This window comes from Paracoccus cavernae (assembly GCF_042430175.1).
GTDB classification, from domain to species: domain Bacteria; phylum Pseudomonadota; class Alphaproteobacteria; order Rhodobacterales; family Rhodobacteraceae; genus Paracoccus; species Paracoccus cavernae.
In genome coordinates, this window is record NZ_JBHMDZ010000046.1 from 47,913 (window position 1) to 66,888 (window position 18,976).

At 64.2% G+C, this 18,976-nt stretch carries 19 protein-coding genes and 1 other RNA gene; 14 read left to right on the forward strand and 6 right to left on the reverse strand.

Translation table 11 applies throughout. The features are described 5' to 3' along the window. Positions 1–13: 13 nt before the first annotated feature. From ACFFUC_RS15475 to ACFFUC_RS15485, 3 genes are all read left to right on the forward strand, one after another. Positions 14–1,273: an alpha/beta hydrolase fold domain-containing protein gene (locus tag ACFFUC_RS15475; RefSeq protein ID WP_377687736.1), complete on the forward strand. Its 1,260-nt coding sequence runs from the start codon at positions 14–16 to the stop codon at positions 1,271–1,273. A gap of 93 nt (positions 1,274–1,366) precedes the next feature. Continuing rightward, positions 1,367–1,721: a transfer-messenger RNA gene (gene ssrA / locus ACFFUC_RS15480) on the forward strand. Between the two features lie 100 nt (positions 1,722–1,821). Next, on the forward strand, positions 1,822–3,117 hold the full coding sequence (locus ACFFUC_RS15485) for a glutamate-5-semialdehyde dehydrogenase (protein ID WP_377687737.1): 1,296 nt from the start codon (positions 1,822–1,824) through the stop codon (positions 3,115–3,117). Positions 3,118–3,235: 118 nt separating this feature from the next. Here ACFFUC_RS15485 and ACFFUC_RS15490 read toward each other — a convergent pair whose 3' ends face one another. Continuing rightward, positions 3,236–3,715 carry a histidine phosphotransferase family protein gene (locus ACFFUC_RS15490; RefSeq protein WP_377687738.1) on the reverse strand — a complete coding sequence of 160 codons (480 nt, stop codon included), beginning with the start codon at positions 3,713–3,715 and terminating at the stop codon, positions 3,236–3,238. 238 nt (positions 3,716–3,953) lie between these two features. On the opposite strand from ACFFUC_RS15490, the gene ACFFUC_RS15495 reads away from it, so the two are divergent. Further along, positions 3,954–4,133, forward strand: a complete 180-nt coding sequence (locus tag ACFFUC_RS15495; RefSeq protein ID WP_377687739.1) for a DUF3553 domain-containing protein — start codon at positions 3,954–3,956, stop codon at positions 4,131–4,133. A 112-nt stretch (positions 4,134–4,245) separates the two neighbouring features. On the opposite strand, the gene ACFFUC_RS15500 is transcribed toward ACFFUC_RS15495, so the two are convergent. Beyond that, the gene (locus tag ACFFUC_RS15500) at positions 4,246–4,404 is read right to left on the reverse strand and encodes a hypothetical protein (RefSeq protein WP_377687852.1); all 159 of its coding nucleotides are present in this window, start codon (positions 4,402–4,404) and stop codon (positions 4,246–4,248) included. Between ACFFUC_RS15500 and olsB the strand changes: the two genes are divergently transcribed. After that, a complete protein-coding gene (olsB, locus tag ACFFUC_RS15505) occupies positions 4,333–5,058 on the forward strand; it encodes an L-ornithine N(alpha)-acyltransferase (RefSeq protein ID WP_377687849.1) in 726 nt (241 codons plus the stop codon). The genes ACFFUC_RS15500 and olsB overlap by 72 nt on opposite strands. After that, positions 5,055–5,984, forward strand: coding sequence for a lyso-ornithine lipid O-acyltransferase (olsA, locus tag ACFFUC_RS15510; protein ID WP_377687740.1), 930 nt, complete (start codon positions 5,055–5,057; stop codon positions 5,982–5,984). The genes olsB and olsA overlap by 4 nt, the downstream gene beginning before the upstream one ends. Positions 5,985–6,096: 112 nt before the next feature. On the opposite strand, the gene ACFFUC_RS15515 is transcribed toward olsA, so the two are convergent. From ACFFUC_RS15515 to ubiE, 4 genes are all read right to left on the reverse strand, one after another. Next, positions 6,097–7,875: an SLC13 family permease gene (locus tag ACFFUC_RS15515; protein ID WP_377687741.1), complete on the reverse strand. Its 1,779-nt coding sequence runs from the start codon at positions 7,873–7,875 to the stop codon at positions 6,097–6,099. A gap of 89 nt (positions 7,876–7,964) precedes the next feature. After that, entirely contained in the window at positions 7,965–8,798 is an 834-nt protein-coding gene (locus ACFFUC_RS15520; RefSeq protein ID WP_377687742.1) for a TIGR00282 family metallophosphoesterase, read from the reverse strand. Positions 8,799–8,957: 159 nt separating this feature from the next. Next, a complete protein-coding gene (gene ubiB, locus ACFFUC_RS15525) occupies positions 8,958–10,499 on the reverse strand; it encodes a 2-polyprenylphenol 6-hydroxylase (protein ID WP_377687743.1) in 1,542 nt (513 codons plus the stop codon). A gap of 3 nt (positions 10,500–10,502) precedes the next feature. Next, positions 10,503–11,267: a bifunctional demethylmenaquinone methyltransferase/2-methoxy-6-polyprenyl-1,4-benzoquinol methylase UbiE gene (ubiE, locus tag ACFFUC_RS15530; RefSeq protein ID WP_377687744.1), complete on the reverse strand. Its 765-nt coding sequence runs from the start codon at positions 11,265–11,267 to the stop codon at positions 10,503–10,505. 76 nt (positions 11,268–11,343) lie between these two features. Here ubiE and mutM point away from each other — a divergent pair, with 76 nt between their 5' ends. The 8 genes from mutM to recO all read left to right on the forward strand — a co-directional run bounded on the left by mutM (position 11,344) and on the right by recO (position 18,969). Then, entirely contained in the window at positions 11,344–12,189 is an 846-nt protein-coding gene (mutM, locus tag ACFFUC_RS15535) for a bifunctional DNA-formamidopyrimidine glycosylase/DNA-(apurinic or apyrimidinic site) lyase (RefSeq protein WP_377687745.1), read from the forward strand. A 196-nt stretch (positions 12,190–12,385) separates the two neighbouring features. After that, positions 12,386–13,162: an enoyl-CoA hydratase gene (locus ACFFUC_RS15540; protein ID WP_377687746.1), complete on the forward strand. Its 777-nt coding sequence runs from the start codon at positions 12,386–12,388 to the stop codon at positions 13,160–13,162. 131 nt (positions 13,163–13,293) lie between these two features. Continuing rightward, positions 13,294–13,560 carry a 30S ribosomal protein S20 gene (gene rpsT / locus ACFFUC_RS15545; RefSeq protein WP_377687748.1) on the forward strand — a complete coding sequence of 89 codons (267 nt, stop codon included), beginning with the start codon at positions 13,294–13,296 and terminating at the stop codon, positions 13,558–13,560. A 527-nt stretch (positions 13,561–14,087) separates the two neighbouring features. Beyond that, the gene (dnaA, locus tag ACFFUC_RS15550) at positions 14,088–15,446 is read left to right on the forward strand and encodes a chromosomal replication initiator protein DnaA (RefSeq protein WP_377687749.1); all 1,359 of its coding nucleotides are present in this window, start codon (positions 14,088–14,090) and stop codon (positions 15,444–15,446) included. 126 nt (positions 15,447–15,572) lie between these two features. Then, positions 15,573–16,691 carry a DNA polymerase III subunit beta gene (gene dnaN / locus ACFFUC_RS15555; RefSeq protein WP_377687750.1) on the forward strand — a complete coding sequence of 373 codons (1,119 nt, stop codon included), beginning with the start codon at positions 15,573–15,575 and terminating at the stop codon, positions 16,689–16,691. Beyond that, on the forward strand, positions 16,688–17,767 hold the full coding sequence (recF, locus tag ACFFUC_RS15560) for a DNA replication/repair protein RecF (protein WP_377687751.1): 1,080 nt from the start codon (positions 16,688–16,690) through the stop codon (positions 17,765–17,767). The genes dnaN and recF overlap by 4 nt, the downstream gene beginning before the upstream one ends. Positions 17,768–17,789: 22 nt before the next feature. Continuing rightward, complete coding sequence (locus ACFFUC_RS15565; RefSeq protein WP_377687850.1) at positions 17,790–18,215, forward strand: VOC family protein; 426 nt, start codon at positions 17,790–17,792, stop codon at positions 18,213–18,215. A 19-nt stretch (positions 18,216–18,234) separates the two neighbouring features. Further along, positions 18,235–18,969, forward strand: a complete 735-nt coding sequence (gene recO, locus ACFFUC_RS15570) for a DNA repair protein RecO (protein ID WP_377687752.1) — start codon at positions 18,235–18,237, stop codon at positions 18,967–18,969. Positions 18,970–18,976 lie beyond the last annotated feature (7 nt).

Genomic DNA, 18,976 nt, shown 5'->3' on the forward strand with positions numbered 1-18,976 from the left:
ACAGATAATTGCAATGACATCCGCTTCCTCCTGCCTTTCCCGTTCGGGCCGCCGCGCCGCCGCAATCTGCGCGCTCGCCGCGCTTTCGCTGCATCCCGCAGGCGCGCTTTTGGCGCAAACGGCCGAACCGGCGGGAGGGATGACGGGCGCAAAGGCCGCGCAAGACATTGCGACAGATGCGGCGGGCAGCACCTTGCCCGACCTCTCCGCCAGCCTGCCGCCCAATCTGCCCGAAACCACCGCTCCTGCGGGGAAAAGCCCGAAAGTGGCCATCGGCGCGGGGGCGAGCGGCGCGGGTATGCCGGCAATTTTCGCCACTTTCGCCAATGGCGTGACGCTGCAACCCCATGTGCCCTATTGGGCGCCTTCGGGGTTCCGCCCCCTGACGATGGATATTTATTCGCCGCCGCCTTCGGTCGATAAGCCGCAGGCGGGCTTTCCGATGCTGATGTTCATCCACGGCGGCGGCTGGGCCACGGGCGATGCGCAAACCAGCAATCCGATCGCCGATTTCCCGCAGCTTCTCGCCGAAATCGCGGCGCAGGGCTATGTCGTCTCGTCGGTCAACTACCGGCTCAGCGGCGAGGCGAAATGGCCCGCGCAGGGGCAAGACATCAAGGCCGCGCTGCGCTACCTGCGCTCGACCGCGCACGATTACGGCATCGACCCCGCACGTTTCGCGACATGGGGCGTCTCTGCGGGCGCGCAGCTTTCCGCGATTGCCGCCACCACCTGCGGCGTGGAGGATTTGCAGCCGGAGTCCCAGATTCTGCCCAATCTGCCTGTCCTCGGCGTCCCCGAGCTTGACCGTCACGGCGAGATGCGCAGCAACAACAGCGACTGCGTTCAGGCCGCCATCGCCTGGTCGGGGGTCTACGACATGTCGACCCTGACCGATCAGGCGCGCCTTGCCGGTGCGATGTCTCGCGAATTGGGCACTGCGCCCGAATGGCGGCTTTTGGGCTGCATCAGCGGGGCCTGCCCGCAAGACAAGCTCGCCTCCGCCAGCGCGGTCCAGCGCCTGAGCAACGACGCGCCGCCGATCCTGTTGATGACCGGCAATGCCGACAAGATTATGCCCTATACCCAGACGCTGGAATTCGCGGGCGCGCTCGAGGTCGAAAAGATCCCGCACGAGCTGGTGATCATTGCGGGCGCGGGCCATAATTTCATCGGCCAGAACGCCACAGAGACGCGCCGTTCGACCCAGACCGCGCTCGACCACATGCTGACCTTCCTGAGCATCCACCTCGCACCCAAGCCGCAGGGCTGAGCGCGCGCGCAGCCGCAGGAACACCACCCGCGCCCCTTCCGCGCCCACCCGCACCGCCCCAAGCCGCCGCCATTCGCTTCCTGCTGCCCGCACCACCTTGCGGGCAGCAGGAAGGCGACCTATATTCAATCTGTTCGGAGCAATCCGGACTATGGACATAAACGCGCATGTAATAAGCGGATCGGACCCGGGGGCGGTACCCGGCGACTCCACCAACAATCCCTCGTTGGGGGCGAATGGGGTCGAAACAGGATCGACGAACGTCTAAAGATGTTTGCTTTGTCTCGGTGAGCTACCACCGATATCGGTGCAAATTGTACAGTTGCCAACGACAACCGTGCTCCGGTCGCTCTGGCTGCGTAAGCAGTTCGAGTTACCGAAACTTAAGTCCTTGCGCTTAGCCGCGTAAGGCGGGGCCCGCAGGAGCCTGGCAACAGAATCCTGCACTTTCCCCCTTCACATCTTGCAGCTTGCGCGGTCATGCGCGGGATTATGCTGGTCTTTGGCCCCTCGCGCCCCTATCTCTGGCGCATGAGGAGACGAGCAAGATGAACGACCTGACCCAATCGCCGAGCGCCGGGCTTTCCGACGCGCAAGCCGATGCCCTGATCGCCGAGCTTGGCGCCAAGGCACGCGACGCCGCCGCCGAACTTGCAGAAGCAACCGCCGAACGCAAACACGCCGCCCTGATCGGTGCGGCCGATGCGCTGATCGCCGCGACCGGCTCCATTCTGGATGCCAATGCCGAAGATCTGGTCTTTGCCGGTGAAAAGGGTCTCTCGCCATCGATGATAGACCGACTCCAGCTTGATACCGGCCGCATCCGCGCGATGGCCGACGGTTTGCGCGCGGTGGCCGAGCAGGCCGATCCGGTCGGGCAGGTGCTGGCGGAATGGGACCGTCCCAACGGGCTCCATATCCAGCGCGTCTCGACGCCGCTCGGCGTGATCGGAGTGATCTATGAAAGCCGCCCCAACGTCACCGCCGATGCCGCGGCGCTTGCGCTGAAATCCGGCAATGCCGTGATCCTGCGCGGCGGCTCCGAAAGCCTGAACTCCTCGGCCGCGATCCATGCCTGTTTCGTGCAGGGCCTGCGTCAGGCACGCCTGCCCGAGGCCGCGGTCCAGATGGTCGCGACCCGCGACCGCGCGGCGGTCGGCGCGATGCTGCGCGCGCAGGGCATCATCGACGTGATCGTGCCGCGCGGCGGCAAAGGTCTGGTCGGCCGCGTCCAGTCCGAGGCCCGCGTGCCGGTTTTCGCCCATCTCGAAGGCATCAACCATGTCTATGCCGATGGCGATGCCGATCTCGAAAAGGCCCGCCGCGTCATCCTCAACGCCAAGACCCGCCGCACCGGCGTTTGCGGTTCGGCGGAATGTCTGCTGATGGATCGCGCCTTCTACGACAAGCATGGCGCGGTCCTGATCGAGGATCTGCTGAAAGCCGGCGTCGAGGTTCGCGCCGACGGCACGCTCGCCGCGATCCCGGGGGCGAGCACCGCCGCGCCCGATGATTTCGGCAAGGAATATCTCGACATGATCATCGCCGCGAAACTGGTCGACGGGGTCGACGGCGCGATCGAGCACATCCGCCGCTTCAGCTCGGGCCATACGGAATCGATCCTGACCGAGAACGACGCGACCGCCGAACGCTTCTTCAAGCGGCTCGACAGCGCGATCCTGATGCGCAATGCCTCGACCCAGTTCGCCGATGGAGGCGAATTCGGCATGGGTGCCGAAATCGGTATCGCGACCGGCAAGATGCATGCACGCGGGCCGGTCGGAGCCGCGCAGTTGACGAGCTTCAAGTATCTCGTCACCGGCGACGGAACGATCCGTCCCTGATGCGCCGGACCGGAAAGCCCCGCGTCCGCACCATCGCTCCTGCGTCTTGTACGCAGGGGCCGCTCACACCCCCGAACCCCGCTTCGCGGCAGGCCGGTTGGTGAAGCCCCCCGCCCGCTCAGAAGGCGATTTCGCCGCCGTTTTCATCCATCTCCCAATGGATCGTGCGGCATTCCTGCCCCGCGAACATCGCCAACAACCCGAATTGCACTTCGGATGGCGCAAGGTCGGGCAATTGACCGCTCTGGAGCGGCAAGCCGTCCTTGTCGAGCCAGCTCCACAGCGTCGGATCGACCTTGACCCGCGTCGCCTCCGCGACCAGCCGCCAGCCGCGCGCACCACGGCAGATCAGGACGCGCCCGCCCCAGGGCATCGCCGTTTCCAGACACATCAACGCCAGAATGACCATCCGGCCCTCGCTGCGCGGCAGGTCGCCGGTCGCATCGAAGTTCACGCGCAATCGACCGTTGCGGTCGAAACTGTGCAAAAGCGTGGCCAGTTCGTTGCAGCTGATGCGCTGCCCTGTCGAGGTATGTCCAAAAGCCATGCGGAACAGGGTGATGCGGTCGCGGGCAGCGTCGACGCTATCCGTGATCAACTGCATTTCCGAGCTACGCTGAATTCCCGGAAACTCGCCGGAGAGCTGCAGCAGCTCTACCCCGTTTCCAATGGCACCAAGAGGTGAAATCAAATCATGGCAAAGACGAGACCCGACCAGGGCTGCAATTTTCTCGGCGAGCGTAGAAGTTGCTGGCTCGCCGAAACTCCCGGCTATCATTGTTTCGAACTCCTTTAGGATTTAAAGCTATCCGGTTGCGCTTAGAGATTGGACGATCATGAATCAGATCCTTGAACCAGGCATGTTTGTGCGCCACCCGACCGCACCGGATTGGGGTTTGGGGCAGGTCCAGTCGCGGATCGGCGACCGCATTACGGTGAATTTCGAGAACGCTGGCAAACAAGTGATCGACGGAAGCAAAATAGAGCTTGTCCTCATCGTAAATTGCTCCTCCTAGCTCACATGAATCAGGGTTAATGCAACCTTTGCGTTAGTCAATATGAATGTTAACAACCCCAACACGATCACAGGAGAGCGGTTGAAATGTCACAAAGCGCATCCTTTCCAGCTCAATCCGCAACAAAATGGCCTTCGCGCTCATGATGCCCGACACTGCAAATTTCCAGACAAGGCTTGCGGTCAGCGAAAGCGACCTGCTGGCCGCGCAGCGCTTGCGATACCGCGTATTCGTTGAGGAATTGGGTGCCGACGGGCCCCTCGTTGATCACGAAAACCGCTTGGAACGCGACGAATTCGACCCTTTCGTCGATCATCTCGTGCTGATCGACCCCCGCCGCTCCGAGGCGGATCTCGAGCATGTCGTCGGAGTTTACCGCCTGCTTTCGGGCGAGCGTGCGGCAGCAATGGGACGGTTTTATTGCGACGGCGAATATGACCTTATGACGTTACGTCATTCAGGCCGCCCGATGCTCGAACTCGGTCGATCCTGCGTCGATCCGGCCTATCGCGGCGGTACGGGCATGTTCCTTTTATGGAACGCTTTGGCCGAATATGTTCTGAAAAACCGAATCGAGCTGCTCTTCGGCGTGGCCTCGTTCCACGGCACGGATGTGGCCGCTTTGGCCCAGCCGCTGGCATGGCTGCACCACCACCACCTCGCCCCGCCCGAGCTGCGTCCCAAGGCCCTCGCCGAGGGGTTCCAGAGCATGGATCTGGTCGCACCCGAAGCACTTGACCGGCGCGAGGCGATGCTGGCGATCCCGCCCCTGCTCAAGGCCTATCTGCGCATTGGCGGCGTCATCGGCGAAGGGGCCTTTGTCGATCATGCCTTCAATACGACGGATGTGATGCTGGTCGTCGACACCACCACCATGTCGGAAAAGCACCGCCGCTTTTACGACGGACGGACGGCCCGGACATGAGCGGTCAAGACAGCGCGACCCCGCCCTCCGGCGCCGCCTCCGAAACAGGCGCGGAGCCCCGACAAGACAGGCAAACCGCCGGCGCCGCGCCCGCAGCCCGCGCGCCCGCCAACCGCATCACATGGTCGGACGAGGCCCCGCCCGAGCCGCCGCGCCCCGGTTTGTTCGGCTGGGTCCTTGTCGTGATCCGCGGCCTGCTGATCGCGCTTGTGCTGGGCTTGGGCGTTTTGCTGATCATCCCGCTGCGCCTGATCGAGCGCCTGTTCAGCGGCCCGCGCAGGCCCGTCACCGGCCCTTGGGTCCAGATGGTCTGCAAGCTTTGCCTGCTGGTCATCGGACTGCGCACCACGCGGATCGGCAAGCCGATGAAAGGCGCGGGCGCGGTGGTCGCAAACCATTCGAGCTGGCTCGACATTTTCGTGCTGAACGCGGCGATGCCGGTCTTTTTCGTCTCGAAAGCCGAGGTCGCGAGCTGGCCCGGCATCAATATCCTGACGCGCGTCACCGATACCCATTTCGTGACCCGCGACCCCAAGCTTGCCCGCCAGCAGGCCGAGGAATTCGCCGAGCGCACCCGCGCGGGCCATCGCCTGCTGTTCTTCCCCGAAGGCACCAGCAGCGACGGCCGCCGCATCCTGCCCTTCAAGCCGACGCTCTTTCAGGGCTTCCTCGATCCGGCCCTGCCCGAGGGGCTTGCGATCCAGCCGATGACCGCGACCTATCATGCCCCCAAGGGCCGCGATCCGCGCTTTTACGGCTGGTGGGGCAGTCTCGATCTGGGTCCGCATCTGTTGGCCGTGCTCTCGCAGCCGCGTCAGGGCCATGTGAGCGTAGTTCTGCACGAGCCGATCCCCGTCGCGGGCGAGACCCGCAAAACCCTTTGCGCAGCCGCCGAGGCCGCAATCCACGAGGGCTTCGAGGGCTAGCCCCCTTCCGACGGATCAATGCGAAAGGGGCGGGAGATCATCCCGCCCCTTTTCGTTTGTCCTTCGGTGCCGTCCGGTTCCGGCACCCGAGCCAGCGGCCTTCCTGCGCGCGTCAGAGCGGCCAGAACAGCGGGATCGTCAGACAGGCCACCAGTCCGGTGACGATATCAAGCGGGATCCCGACACGGACGAAATCGCTGAACTTATAGCCGCCCGGGCCATAGACCATCATATGGGTCTGATAGCCGATCGGCGTCGCGAAGGCGACCGAGGCCGAGAACATCACCGCCACGACATAGGCGCGCGGATCATGGCCGAGCTGCTGCGCCAATGCGATGGCGATCGGCGTCAGGATGACGGCAACGGCATTGTTGGACAGGATCTCGGTCATCGCGAGGCCGAGGAAATAGACGCAGACCAGCGTCATGAACGGCGGCATCCCCTTGAGGAAGGGCGCGACGAAATCGACGATCAGCTGGACCGTGCCGGTATGTTCGAGCGCCTCGCCGATCGCGAGCATCGAAAAGATCATCGCCATCAGACGCGCGTCGACAAAGGTAAAAGCCTCTTCGGCATCGACGCAGCGCGTGATCAGCAAAAGCGCCGTCGCAAGGAAGGCAAGCGCCATGATCGGCGCGACATTGAGCGCCGCCAGCACCACGACCGCGACCAGCGCGCCGATGGCGATGGGCGCGCGGTCACGCCGGTAAGGCCGTGCCGAGGGGCGCGAGACATCGACGAAATCCATATCCGCAGCGAGGCGCGCGATATCTTCGGGCGCGCCTTCAAGCAAAAGCGTATCGCCGACGCGCACCACAAGGTCGTCCATCTGGCGGCCGATATTCTGGCTGCGCCGGTGGGCGGCCAGAACATAGACCCCGTAGCGCCGGCGCAGGCGCATATCGCCCAGACGCCGCCCGACCAGTCGTGCGCCCGGCGTGATCAGCACCTCGACCGTCTCGGTGGCGACAGAGCTGAGCTTGTCGACCAGACGCAGATCCTTGCTGCCCTGCATCTCGAGCAGGTTCGACATCTCGGTACGCAGGACGACGCGGTCGCCCGCCTCCAGCGCCACGCCCGTCAGATCGCGCCGGAGCGAGGCATCGCCGCGCAAAACGTCGATCACCCGCACCGCCTCGCGCTTGAATTGCGGCACCGACATGACCTCGACGCCGATCAGGCTGCTGTCCTCGGGAATGGCGACTTCGGTGAAGTATTTCATCTCGCGCTTTGTTCCGAGGAAGCTGGCAAGCGAGGTCCGCTCGGGCAGAAGTTTGCGCCCGATCAGCGCGAAATAGGCGACACCGGCAAGAGTGACGGCGATGCCGACGGGGGCGATCTCGAAGATCCCGAAGGATTCCATGCCTTGCTTCTGGACAACCCCGTCCACGAGCAGGTTGGTCGAGGTCCCGATCAGCGTGATCATCCCGCCCATGACTGTAAAATAGCTGAGCGGCATCAGCAGCTTGGACGGCGCGATCCCCGCACGAAGCCCGACCTGGATCACGATCGGGATCATCACCGCCACGACCGGCGTATTGTTCATGATCGACGAGGCCACGATGACGAAGGCGAATAGCGCGCAGATCGTCAGGATCGGCCGCTCGACCGCGCGCGACGAGATCACCCGCGTCATCATCTCGAGAGAGCCCGTCCGCAGCAGCCCGCCCATGATCAGGAACATGAAGGCGATGGTCCAGGGCGCCGAGTTCGACAAGACCCCCACCGCGCTCTCGAGCGGCAAAAGCCCGAGGATCAGCATCGTCGCCGCCGAGCCGATGGCGATGACTTCGGGCGGGTATTTCTCGAGAACGAAAAGCACGAAGGTGAATGAGACGATCACCAGCGCGGCAATGGAGGCGGTGGTTCCTGTCAGTTCGAATCCGAACATGATGTCTGTCCCCGAGAGAGGCCTTGGGCCCTTGATCCGACCGCGCCGAAGCGGCGCGGCGATTGTTCAATGCATCCGTTGCGGAAAGCCTATTTCGCCGCATCCGTTTTGGGCGCGGGCGATTGTGCCAGACGGCCGCCGCGACGCACCATCTCGATCGAGGTCGCAAGGCCGGTGCGGTCGTTGGTCGTGACCAGCACGCCGCAAAGCGTGGCCTCGCCCTCGGCCGGCGTGAAGCGCTCGCGCGTCATGCCGGTGAGGAAGCGGCGCATCGGCTCGGCTTTGTCCATGCCGATGATGCTGTCGTAATCGCCGCACATGCCGGCATCGGTCAGATAGCCGGTGCCGCGCGGCAGGATCTGCGCATCGCCCGTCGGCACATGCGTATGGGTGCCCACGACAAGGCTGGCGCGGCTGTCGCAATAATGGCCGATCGCCATTTTCTCGCTGGTGGCCTCGGCATGGATGTCGACCACGGCGGCCTGAACCAGACCTCCGGCCGGATGCGCGCGCAACACCGTATCGAGTGCCGAGAACGGATCGTCGAAGGGGCGTTTCATGAAGACCTGCCCCAACACCTGCGTCACGAGGATCTTGCGGCCCTGCGTCGCCTCGAACACGCGCGCGCCCCGTCCCGGAGCCTCGCGCGCGAAGTTGAGCGGACGGATGACGCGCGGCTCGCTTTCGATGAAGGACAGCATGTCCTTTTGATCGAAAGCGTGATCGCCAAGCGTGATGCAATCGGCGCCGGCTTCCAGAATGACCTTGGCATGACCGCCGGTCAGCCCCATTCCGCCGCTGGCGTTCTCGCCGTTAACAATTGTGAAGTCGACCCGAAGCTCTTGCTTCAGGGCGGCCAGCCCTTCGGTAATGGCATGACGACCCGATCGCCCTACCACATCGCCTAAATAGAGAATTTTCATTCGCAAAGCGTTAAGGCAAAGCAGGAAACCGCTCAAGCCCCCGCAGACGCGGAACGTCTTTGCGTGACGCGATAAGCGCAGATCGCGGGCCGAAGCTGTGATGCAAAAAGGGCGCGGGCAAAAGCGCCGCGCCCTGTTCTTGCGGGGACGGGGATCGGCTCAGCTGCCGATCCAGACGCCGATCATACAGGCCGAGACCGCAACCACGGCCCCGGCAACAAAGGTCGCGGCCAAGGCGAAACGGTTGCTTTGCCCCGTCGGCGCGCTTTGGTCCTGACGCAGCAACTGGCCCAGCCGCGTCTCGACGGCTTCGGGGATCAGCGGGCCGTAACGGCCGAGCGCCTGCACCACGCGCAGACCGTCGCGCAGGAGCGCGCGCGGCCCGAGATTGTCCTTGATGTAGCTTTCGACCACCGGCCGCGCGACCTGCCAGATATTGATCTGCGGATCGAGCGAACGCGCCACGCCCTCGACCACGACCATCGTGCGCTGCAGCAAGATCAGCTCGGTGCGGGTCTGCATCCCGAAACGCTCGGTCACTTCAAAAAGATAGGCCAGAAGGTTCGCCATCGAGATCTGGCTCGCATCCGCGCCGAAGATCGGCTCGCCCACCGCCCGCAAGGCCCGCGCGAATTCCGCGCGGTCGCGGTCGGCGGGAACGTAGCCCGCCTCGAAATGGACGCGCGCGACCAGATCGTAATCGCGCTGGATGAAGCCCATCAGGATCTCGGCATAGATGCGGCGGGTATAGGCGTCGATCTCGCCCATGATGCCGAAATCATAGATGATGATCTCGCCATTCGCGCCGACCTTGAGGTTGCCCTGATGCATGTCGCCGTGGAAATAGCCGTCGCGGAGCGCATGGGTCAGGAACATCTGGAGCACGCGCTGGCCGATCCGCGCGGTATCATGCCCTGCAGCCTGAAGCGCGGGGACATCGCCCATCGGCAGGCCCTCGGCCCAGTCGCTGGTCAGAACGCGCCGCCCCGTCATGCCCCAGACCGGCATCGGAACGCTGACCCCGTCGTCGTCGCGGGTATGTTCGGCAAACTCCGAAGCCGAGGCCGCCTCGAGCCGCAAATCCAGCTCGCCATTCACGACCGATTCGAAATGCTGGACCACAACGCGCGGGCGCAGGCGGCGGCTGGAAGGGATCAGGAATTCCATCACCCCCGCCGCGAAATGGAAGGCGTCGATATCGCGGCGGAACGCGGCTTCGATCCCCGGACGCAGCACTTTGACCGCAACCTCGCGGCCGTTGTCGGCACGCCGCGCACGGTGGACCTGCGCGATCGAGGCGGCTGCGACCGGAGCCGAGAATTCCGAATAAAGCTCGGAAACCGGACGGCCGATCTCGGCCAGAATGGTCTGCTCGGCCTTGTCGATCCCGAAGGGCGGCAGGCTGTCTTGCAGCATGCGCAGCTGGTCCGCGAGCTCGATCCCCACCACATCGGGGCGCGTCGAGAGGATCTGGCCGAATTTGATATAGGCGGGCCCCAAAGCCGTGATCGCGCGCGTCAGCGGCGGCAGCGCCGGATCGCCCTTGTAGCCCAGCCAGGCAAAGGGCCACCCCAGAACACGCGCCGCCAGCCGCAGACCGGCCGGCGCATTCATCGCATCCAGCGCCACGCGCATCGCGCCGGTGCGCTCGAAAGTGGCGCCGGTGCGGATCAGGCGCCAGATATTATGGGGTCCGCGCATGGCTTACAGTTTCCAGCCGCTGTGAAGGGCTGCAATCCCCATCGAGAGGTTGCGCCACTGCACCCGACCGAAACCGGCCTCGCGGATCATGGTCGCAAAAGTCTCCTGATCGGGGAATTTGCGGATCGATTCGACAAGATATTGATAGCTGTCGCGGTCGCCGGTCACGAGGCGGCCCATCTCGGGGATCACGTTGAAGGAATAGCGGTCATAGGCCCATTGCAGCGCGGGCACGGGAATCTGGCTGAACTCCAGCACGACAATACGTCCGCCCGGACGCAGCACGCGATGCGCCTCGCGCAGGGCATCGGGAATGCGCGTCACGTTGCGGATGCCGAAGCTGATCGTGTAGCGGTCAAAGCTGTTGTCGGGAAAGGGCAGCGCCATCGCATCGCCCGTGACCCAGGACAGCCGGTCCGAGAATTTGCCGGCCTCGGCGCGCTTGCGGCCTTCGACCAGCATGCTCTCGGTCATGTCGCAGACGGTGACGCTCGCCCCCGAGGCGCGTTGCAGGAAGCGGAAGGCCACATCGCCGGTCCCGCCCGCGACATCGAGCAGCTTCTGACCGTCACGCGGCGCAAGCCAATCCATCAGCGCGGTTTTCCACAGACGGTGGACGCCAGCGCTCATCAAATCGTTCATGACATCATAGCGCGAGGCGACGCTGGAAAAGACGCTATGGACCAGTCCGGCCTTGTCGTCCTCGGCCACGGTTTTAAAGCCGAAATGGGTTTGCTTGCGGTCGCTATCGCGGTCTGTCTCGTTCATCTTGCTTGCCGTTCGCCTGTTTCGCGCCCAGTTAATGCAGAACTGCGCGGCGCACCATGCGATGAATGAGGAAGAAATGCCAGAACTGCCCGAGGTCGAAACCGTCCGCCGTGGGCTTTTGCCCCATCTCGAAGGCCGCCGCATCACCCGCGCCGAAGTCCGCCGCCCCGATCTGCGCGGTCCCCTGCCGCCCGATCTGGTGCAGGTCCTGACCGGCGCGCAGGTGGTGACGCTGCGCCGGCGCTCGAAATATCTGCTCGCCGACCTCGGCGATCGCGGCACGCTTTTGCTGCATCTGGGCATGTCGGGCCGCCTGCTGGTCGAGAACGCGGCTTTGGCGGAGTTCCACCGCGACCCGTCGGTCTATGTGCGCCATGACCATGTCGTTCTGGAAACCGATCTGGGCACGACGATCACCTATAACGACGCGCGCCGATTCGGCATGATCGACCTGATCCGCCCCGGCGCCGAAGAGGCGCTTTTCGCGAGCCTCGGCCCCGAGCCCCTGTCGGACGACTTCACCCCCGAGGTCTTTGCCCGCGTCGTCGCGGGACGTGCCACTCCGATCAAATCGGCCCTGCTCGACCAGAAGATCGTCGCGGGGCTGGGCAATATCTATGTCTCGGAATCGCTTTACCGCGCGGGCATCGATCCGCGCAGGCTGGCGGGGCAAATCACCCCGAAAGAGGCCGGGCTTTTGGTGGGCCATATCAAGGACGTTCTGACCGAGGCGATCGCCGCAGGAGGGTCGTCCCTGCGCGACCACCGGCAAGCGACCGGTGAGCTGGGCTATTTCCAGCACAGCTTCCGCGTCTACGACCGCGAAGGCGCGCCCTGCCCCACACCGGGCTGCAACGGCCATATCGAGCGGATCACCCAATCGGGCCGGTCCAGCTTTTTCTGCGCGACCTGCCAGCACTAGCCCCGCGCGTGCCGGCGCGACGGCTTTACCGTCTCGCCGGCCGCGATTCATGCGGGTTTTTGCCGCTTTCCTCTGGGTGCTAGCCATGCGCTCACGCGCCTGTTAGGACTCGCGCCAGACTTCGCGGCCCTGCCAGGCCGAAACTGCAAGGCCGGATTGTTCCGGCCGACACGTCACGTGGAAAGGCAATGTCCTGATGGCATACCAGACCCTTACCGTCGAAATCGACGATTACGTCGCTCTCGTGCGGCTCAACCGCCCCGATGCGCTCAACGCGCTCAATGCCGAGCTGCTGGCAGAATTGGGCACCGCTTTGGAAGAGGCGGACAAGAACGAGAAAGTACGCTGCATCGTCCTGACCGGCAGCGAAAAGGCTTTTGCCGCCGGTGCCGACATCAAGGAGATGTCGACCATGAGCTACGGCGATGTCTTCACCTCGAACCTTTTCGGGACCGAGATCGAAAAGATCCTGCGCACCCGCAAGCCGATCATCGCGGCGGTCTCGGGCTACGCCTTGGGCGGCGGCTGCGAACTCGCGATGGCCTGCGATTTCATCATCTGCGGCGACACCGCCAAATTCGGCCAGCCAGAGATCAATCTGGGGGTGATTCCCGGTATCGGCGGCTCGCAGCGCCTGACGCGCTTCATCGGAAAATCCAAGGCGATGGACATGATCCTGACCGGCCGCTTCATGGATGCCGCCGAGGCCGAACGCTCGGGCCTCGTGAGCCGCGTCGTACCTGCCGCCAAGCTGATCCCCGAAGCGATCGGTGCCGCCAAGAAGATCGCCGAGAAATCGACAATCTCGATCATGGTGGCCAAGGAATGCGTCGACCGCGCCTATGAAACCACCCTCTCCGAGGGGATTCTCTTCGAGCGCCGCTCCTTTGCGAGCCTCTTCGCAACCGAGGACCAGAAAGAGGGAATGGCGGCCTTCCTCGAGAAACGCCACCCCCAATTCCGCGACAAATAAGCGGGAAAATACGGGATTTGGCGCTGTTTCAGGCAGAAAGCCGACTCCCGGATGTTGACTTGCCGCCGAGCCGGGCGTAGTAGACCGGCCTCAGAGATATTCACCCGTACCGAAATCGGAACCGCACAGTTATGGCCAATACGCCCCAGTCCCAGAAGCGCGCACGCCAGATCGAGCGCCGCACCGCCGTCAACAAGGCCCGCGTCTCTCGCATCCGGACCTTCCTGCGCAAGGTTGAAGAAGCAATCACTTCGGGCAATGCCGAAGCTGCTCGTGAAGCCCTGCGTAACGCCCAGCCCGAGCTGATGCGTGGCGTCACCAAAGGCGTCGTTCACAAGAACACCGCCTCGCGCAAGATCTCGCGCCTCGCTTCGCGCGTCAAAGCACTGGCAGCCTAAGCAAGGCTGGCTCCGGTTCTGCCGGAGCCGAAACGCAAGACCGTTGGGTACGCTTGTAACGAGCGTGCCCTTTTTAATTTTACGTCGCGTCGGCTGACCAACTCACTGTTTTTAATGACAATTTGTGAGTGTCGGCAAAATGTCACGCTTCGGTCAGATTCGTTTGATGAAATGAAGTGTCAAGCATGAAGATCGGTTGCGACATGACGGGGCTTGTTGCTAGCTTCAGTCTTGCGATTCACATCGCGCCTGGGGGACATCGTCCTGATCACCGGTCTGCCGCCGGTCAAGGACAGGCCATAAGCCCGATGATAACGGGCTGGTCGCTAAACTTTTGACGCCGGCTGCCACCGGCTGAATTGTTTGCTGTCTGAACACATCTCCGGCCACAGGATGGCCATGCAGCGCGCTCTTGTCGGGGCGGGGCATGGGCTTTCTGTTCCGCGATGCCCCCTTGGCACGAGAGTTTCGCGTCCTGCCGGAAACGTCCGGCGGGGGGTTGGGCCAAGAGAATGGAATAGGGCGAGATGGACAGAATTTGGGGGCAGGCAAGTGCGGAACTCGAGCGGGTGGTTGGTACCGACAGCTATTCGACCTGGATTGCACCGCTCAAACTGACCCGCATCGAGGACGGGACCGCGCTGATCGCCAGCCCGACCCGCTTTCTGTCGGATTGGGTCGCGCGCCATTTCAGCTCGGACATCCTGAGCGTTTTGGAACGGGTGGGCAGCCCCGTGCAGCGTCTCGCCTTTGAAACCGTCGCCCAACAACAGGCCGAGCGTCCTGCGGCCCCCGCCGTCCAGCGCAGCGCCAATCCTTCGCGCGCAGCCATCCGCGGCGAGGACGAGCTGACCGCGCCGCTCGACAGCCGTTTCACCTTCGACAATTTCGTGGTCGGCAAGCCCAACGAGCTTGCCCATGCCGCAGCCCGCCGCGTCGCCGAAGGCGGTGCCGTGACCTTCAACCCGCTGTTTTTGTACGGCGGCGTCGGTCTGGGCAAAACCCACCTGATGCATGCGATCGCGCGCGACATCCAGATCCGCCAGCCCGAATCGCGCGTGCTCTACCTTTCGGCCGAGCAGTTCATGTACCGCTTCGTGCAGGCTTTGCGCGACCGTTCGATCATGGATTTCAAGGAAATGTTCCGCACCGTTTCCGTGCTGATGGTTGATGACGTCCAGTTCATCGCCGGCAAGGATTCGACGCAGGAAGAGTTCTTCCATACGTTCAACGCGCTGGTCGATCAGGGCAAGCAGATCGTCATTTCCGCCGACCGCGCGCCGGGCGAGATCAAGGACCTCGAAGAGCGCATCAAATCGCGCCTCTCCTGTGGCCTGATTGTCGACCTGCACCCGACCGATTACGAGCTGCGCCTGTCGATCCTGCAATCGAAGACGGAACAGTTCCGCGCCACCCAGCGCGATCTCGTGATGGCGCCGGGCGTGCTGGAATTCCTTGCGCACCGCATCACCTCGAACGTGCGCGTCCTTGAAGGGGCGCTCCAGCGTCTCTTCGCTTTCGCGAGCCTGATGGGCCGCGAGATCTCGCTCGACATGACGCAGGAATGTCTGACCGATATTCTGCGCTCCTCGGACCGCAAGGTTTCGATCGAGGAAATCCAGCGCAAGGTCGCCGAGCATTACAACATCCGCCTCTCGGATATGATCGGCCCCAAACGGGTGCGCACGGTCGCCCGCCCGCGCCAGATCGCGATGTATCTGTCCAAACAGATGACGTCGCGCTCGTTGCCCGAGATCGGGCGCCGCTTCGGCGGGCGCGATCACACCACGATCATGCACGGCGTCAAGAAGATCGAAGAGCTGCGCGGCACCGACCGCAGCATCGCCGAAGATCTCGACATGCTGCGCCGCCTGCTTGAAGCCTGATCGCGGCCTGATCCAAGAACCGGCGGCGGCGGGTCGGCCTGCCGCTTGACCGCAGGCCAATTTCCATTGAAATTGCCGCAACCAGTAACGAGCCGCATCACCGGCCTGCGGACAGGGAACTGACCAATGAAATTCTCGATCGAGCGTGCAATTCTCGTCAAAGCCGTTTCTCAGGCACAATCCGTCGTCGAGCGCCGCAACACGATCCCGATCCTTGCCAACGTGCTGATCGAAACCACCGACAGCGGCGTCAGCTTCCGCGCGACCGATCTCGATACCGAGGTCGTCGACCGCGCCCCCGCCCATGTCGAGCGCCCTGGCGCCACCACGGTTTCGGCCGGCATGCTCAACGACATCGCCCGCAAACTGCCCGACGGCGCGCTGGTCACGCTGACGCTGGAGCCCGAGACCGGCCGCCTGACCGTTCAGGCAGGACGCTCCAACTTCAGCCTCGCGACCCTGCCGCGCGAAGATTTTCCCGTAATGTCCAGCTCGGAATATAGCGCGAATTTCAAAGCGCCCGCGCCACTGCTGCGCCGCCTGTTCGACAAGTCGAAATTCGCGATCTCGAACGAGGAAACCCGCTATTACCTCAACGGCGTCTATATGCATGTGGCCCAGACCGACAACGGTCCGACGCTGCGCTGCGTTGCGACCGACGGCCACCGTCTGGCGCGTATCGATGCCCCCCTGCCCGAAGGTGCCGCGGGTTTGCCGGGCGTGATCGTGCCGCGCAAGACCGTCAACGAACTGCGCAAACTGCTGGATGACGACGAAACCGAGATCGCGGTTTCGGTCAGCGAAACCAAGGTGCGTTTCGCCACGCCGACGCTGACGCTGACCTCCAAGGTGATCGACGGGACCTTCCCCGACTACACCCGCGTCATCCCCTCGAACAATACCCGCAAGCTCGAGGTGGATGCCGGCGATTTCGCCAAAGCCGTCGACCGCGTCGCCACCGTCAGCAGCGAGCGCTCGCGCGCCGTCAAGCTGGCGCTGGACGAGGACCGGCTGATCCTTTCGGTCAATGCCCCCGATTCGGGTGCCGCCGATGACGAGCTGTCCGTAGCCTATGCCGACGAGCCGCTGGAGATCGGCTTCAACGCCAAATACCTCCACGAGATCGCCAGCCAGATCGAGCGCGAGAATGCCGTCTTCCTGTTCAACGGCTCGGGCGATGCCGCGCTGATCCGCGAAGGCGGAGACGAATCGGCAGTCTATGTCGTCATGCCGATGCGCGTGTGACGCTTCACAGCCTGTCGCTCGCCCAGTTTCGCAGCTGGGCCAAACTTGATCTGCATATCGACACGCGGCCCATGGCGTTTCATGGGCCGAATGGTGCCGGCAAGACCAATATCCTCGAAGCTATCTCCATGCTCTCGCCCGGTCGCGGCCTGCGTGGCGTGCAGCCTGCCGATCAGGCGCGCCAAGGCCCCGATGCAGGCTGGCGTATCCGCGCGCGCATCGACGAAAGCGATGTCGAGACCGGCGCGCGCCCCAATGCCTCGCGCGAGGTCTCGATCGACGGCAAGGCCGCGCCCCAGATCGCGCTCGGCCGCCTGATGCGGGTGATCTGGCTTACCCCGACCATGGACCGGCTCTGGTCGGACGCCCCCGAGGTCCGCCGCCGCTTTCTCGACCGCATCACGCTGAGCTTTCTGCCCGCCCATGCCGAGGAAACGCTGACCTACGACAAAGCCATGCGCGAAAGAAACCGCCTGCTGCGCGACCAGATTGCGGATGCGGGCTGGTATCGCGCGATAGAGGCGCAGATGGCCCAATCGGGAGCCGAGATCACGCGCAACCGTCAAGCGGCCATTGCCGCACTGATCACCGCGCAGGACGGCGCGGCAACCGCTTTTCCCGCAGCGACCCTGACGCTTCTGGCCGGTGAAGGCCATGCCGACGATGCCGATCCCGTCTCGATCGCCGAACGTCTCGCGGCGATGCGCGGGCGCGACATGGCGGCGGGGCGCAGCCTGTCGGGGCCCCATCGCGCCGATCTCGGCGCGCATTGGGGACCGCAGGACATGCCCGCCGCGCTCTCCTCGACCGGCGAGCAAAAGGCGCTACTGCTTTCCCTGATCCTCGCCAACGCCCGCGCGCTTCAGGACGAATCGCCCGTGCTATTGCTCGACGAGGTTGCGGCCCATCTGGACGCCGACCGCCGCGCGGCGCTTTATGACGAGATCACCGCTTTGCCCGCGCAAAGTTTCCTGACCGGCACCGGCGCCGAGCTTTTCACCGATTTCGGCCCGCGCGCCCGCCTGATCGAGATCACCCGCGACGGGCCCGGCTCCATTGCGACCGAAAGGGATTGAGATGACCGCCTCCGCTTTGCCGCTGCCACGCCAGCGCGTGACGCTGATCACGCTCGCAACCCGCGACATGACGCGCGCGCGCGCATTCTACGAGGCTTGGGGTTGGGAGATGCATCCCTCCTCGAATGATGCGGTGACCTTCTACCAGATGGATGGCGCGGCGCTCGGCCTCTTCGGCCATGACGATCTTGCCGCCGATCAGGGCCGCGCGGGTGCGAGCCTCGGCACGGGGGCGGTGACGCTGGCGCAGAACTGCCGCGATGATGGCGAAACCGATGCGGTTTTCGATGCCGCTCTGGCTGCGGGTGCCACGCTGCTCAAACGGCCCGAGAAGGTTTTCTGGGGCGGCTATTCGGGCTATTTCGCCGATCCCGACGGCCATGTCTGGGAAATCGCCACCAATCCGTTCTGGCCGCTCGACGACAAGGGCGGGCTGACGCTGGCATAAGGGGCGCGAGAGGTTTCGGGTGGAATGGTCGGGTGAAGCCAGTGTGATGCAGGCGCGCAGGCATGGCGAGAATGCCGTTATCCTGACGGCTTTCGCGCGCGACATCGGGCTGATTTCGGGGATCCTGCCGGGCGGAGCCAGCGCCAAGCGTGCCGCGATGATCCAGCGCGGCACGGTGGTGGCACTGCGCTGGCGCGCACGGATCGAGGGCCAGCTCGGAACCTTTTCCGCCGAACCCGCCCGCGCGCGGTCGGGCCTTCTGGCCGATGCCCTGGCGCTCGACGGGGTGAATGCGGTCACGGCGCTTGTCGTCTTCGCTTTGCCCGAACACGATCCCCATCCCCGCCTGCACGAGGCGACCGAACAGCTTCTCGATCTGATGGATCAGGGCGTTCCGGCGGGCGAAAGCGGCTGGAGCCACGCCTATCTGGCATGGGAGCTGCGCTTGCTCGACGAGTTGGGCTTCGGCCTTGACCTCACGGCCTGCGCCGTCACCGGCAGGCGCGATGGGCTGGCCTTCGTGAGCCCGCGCACCGGCCGCGCCGTCAGCCGCGAAGGGGCGGGCGAATGGGCCGACCGGCTCTTGCCCCTGCCCTCGCTTCTCGGCGGGACCGGCAATGGCGGGATGCGCGACGCCTTCACGCTGACCGGCCATTTCCTGCGCGCCCGCATGGCCGAGGAGCACGCAGGAAAAAGCCTGCCCCCCGCAAGGGACAGGCTGATTGCGCGGCTGTTGCAGCGCGAAAGCGATTAGCCGTCCC

Excerpts from the sequence above, each read along its gene's own strand:
- mutM (WP_377687745.1), top strand. The coding sequence starts at position 11,344 with ATGCCAGAACTGCCCGAGGTCGAAACCGTCCGCCGTGGGCTTTTGCCC.
- rpsT (WP_377687748.1), top strand. The coding sequence starts at position 13,294 with ATGGCCAATACGCCCCAGTCCCAGAAGCGCGCACGCCAGATCGAGCGC.
- ACFFUC_RS15485 (WP_377687737.1), top strand. The coding sequence starts at position 1,822 with ATGAACGACCTGACCCAATCGCCGAGCGCCGGGCTTTCCGACGCGCAA.
- ACFFUC_RS15495 (WP_377687739.1), top strand. The coding sequence starts at position 3,954 with ATGAATCAGATCCTTGAACCAGGCATGTTTGTGCGCCACCCGACCGCA.
- ubiE (WP_377687744.1), bottom strand. The coding sequence starts at position 11,267 with ATGAACGAGACAGACCGCGATAGCGACCGCAAGCAAACCCATTTCGGC.
- ACFFUC_RS15540 (WP_377687746.1), top strand. The coding sequence starts at position 12,386 with ATGGCATACCAGACCCTTACCGTCGAAATCGACGATTACGTCGCTCTC.
- ACFFUC_RS15520 (WP_377687742.1), bottom strand. The coding sequence starts at position 8,798 with ATGAAAATTCTCTATTTAGGCGATGTGGTAGGGCGATCGGGTCGTCAT.
- dnaN (WP_377687750.1), top strand. The coding sequence starts at position 15,573 with ATGAAATTCTCGATCGAGCGTGCAATTCTCGTCAAAGCCGTTTCTCAG.
- dnaA (WP_377687749.1), top strand. The coding sequence starts at position 14,088 with ATGGACAGAATTTGGGGGCAGGCAAGTGCGGAACTCGAGCGGGTGGTT.
- ACFFUC_RS15515 (WP_377687741.1), bottom strand. The coding sequence starts at position 7,875 with ATGTTCGGATTCGAACTGACAGGAACCACCGCCTCCATTGCCGCGCTG.
- olsA (WP_377687740.1), top strand. The coding sequence starts at position 5,055 with ATGAGCGGTCAAGACAGCGCGACCCCGCCCTCCGGCGCCGCCTCCGAA.
- ACFFUC_RS15475 (WP_377687736.1), top strand. The coding sequence starts at position 14 with ATGACATCCGCTTCCTCCTGCCTTTCCCGTTCGGGCCGCCGCGCCGCC.
- ubiB (WP_377687743.1), bottom strand. The coding sequence starts at position 10,499 with ATGCGCGGACCCCATAATATCTGGCGCCTGATCCGCACCGGCGCCACT.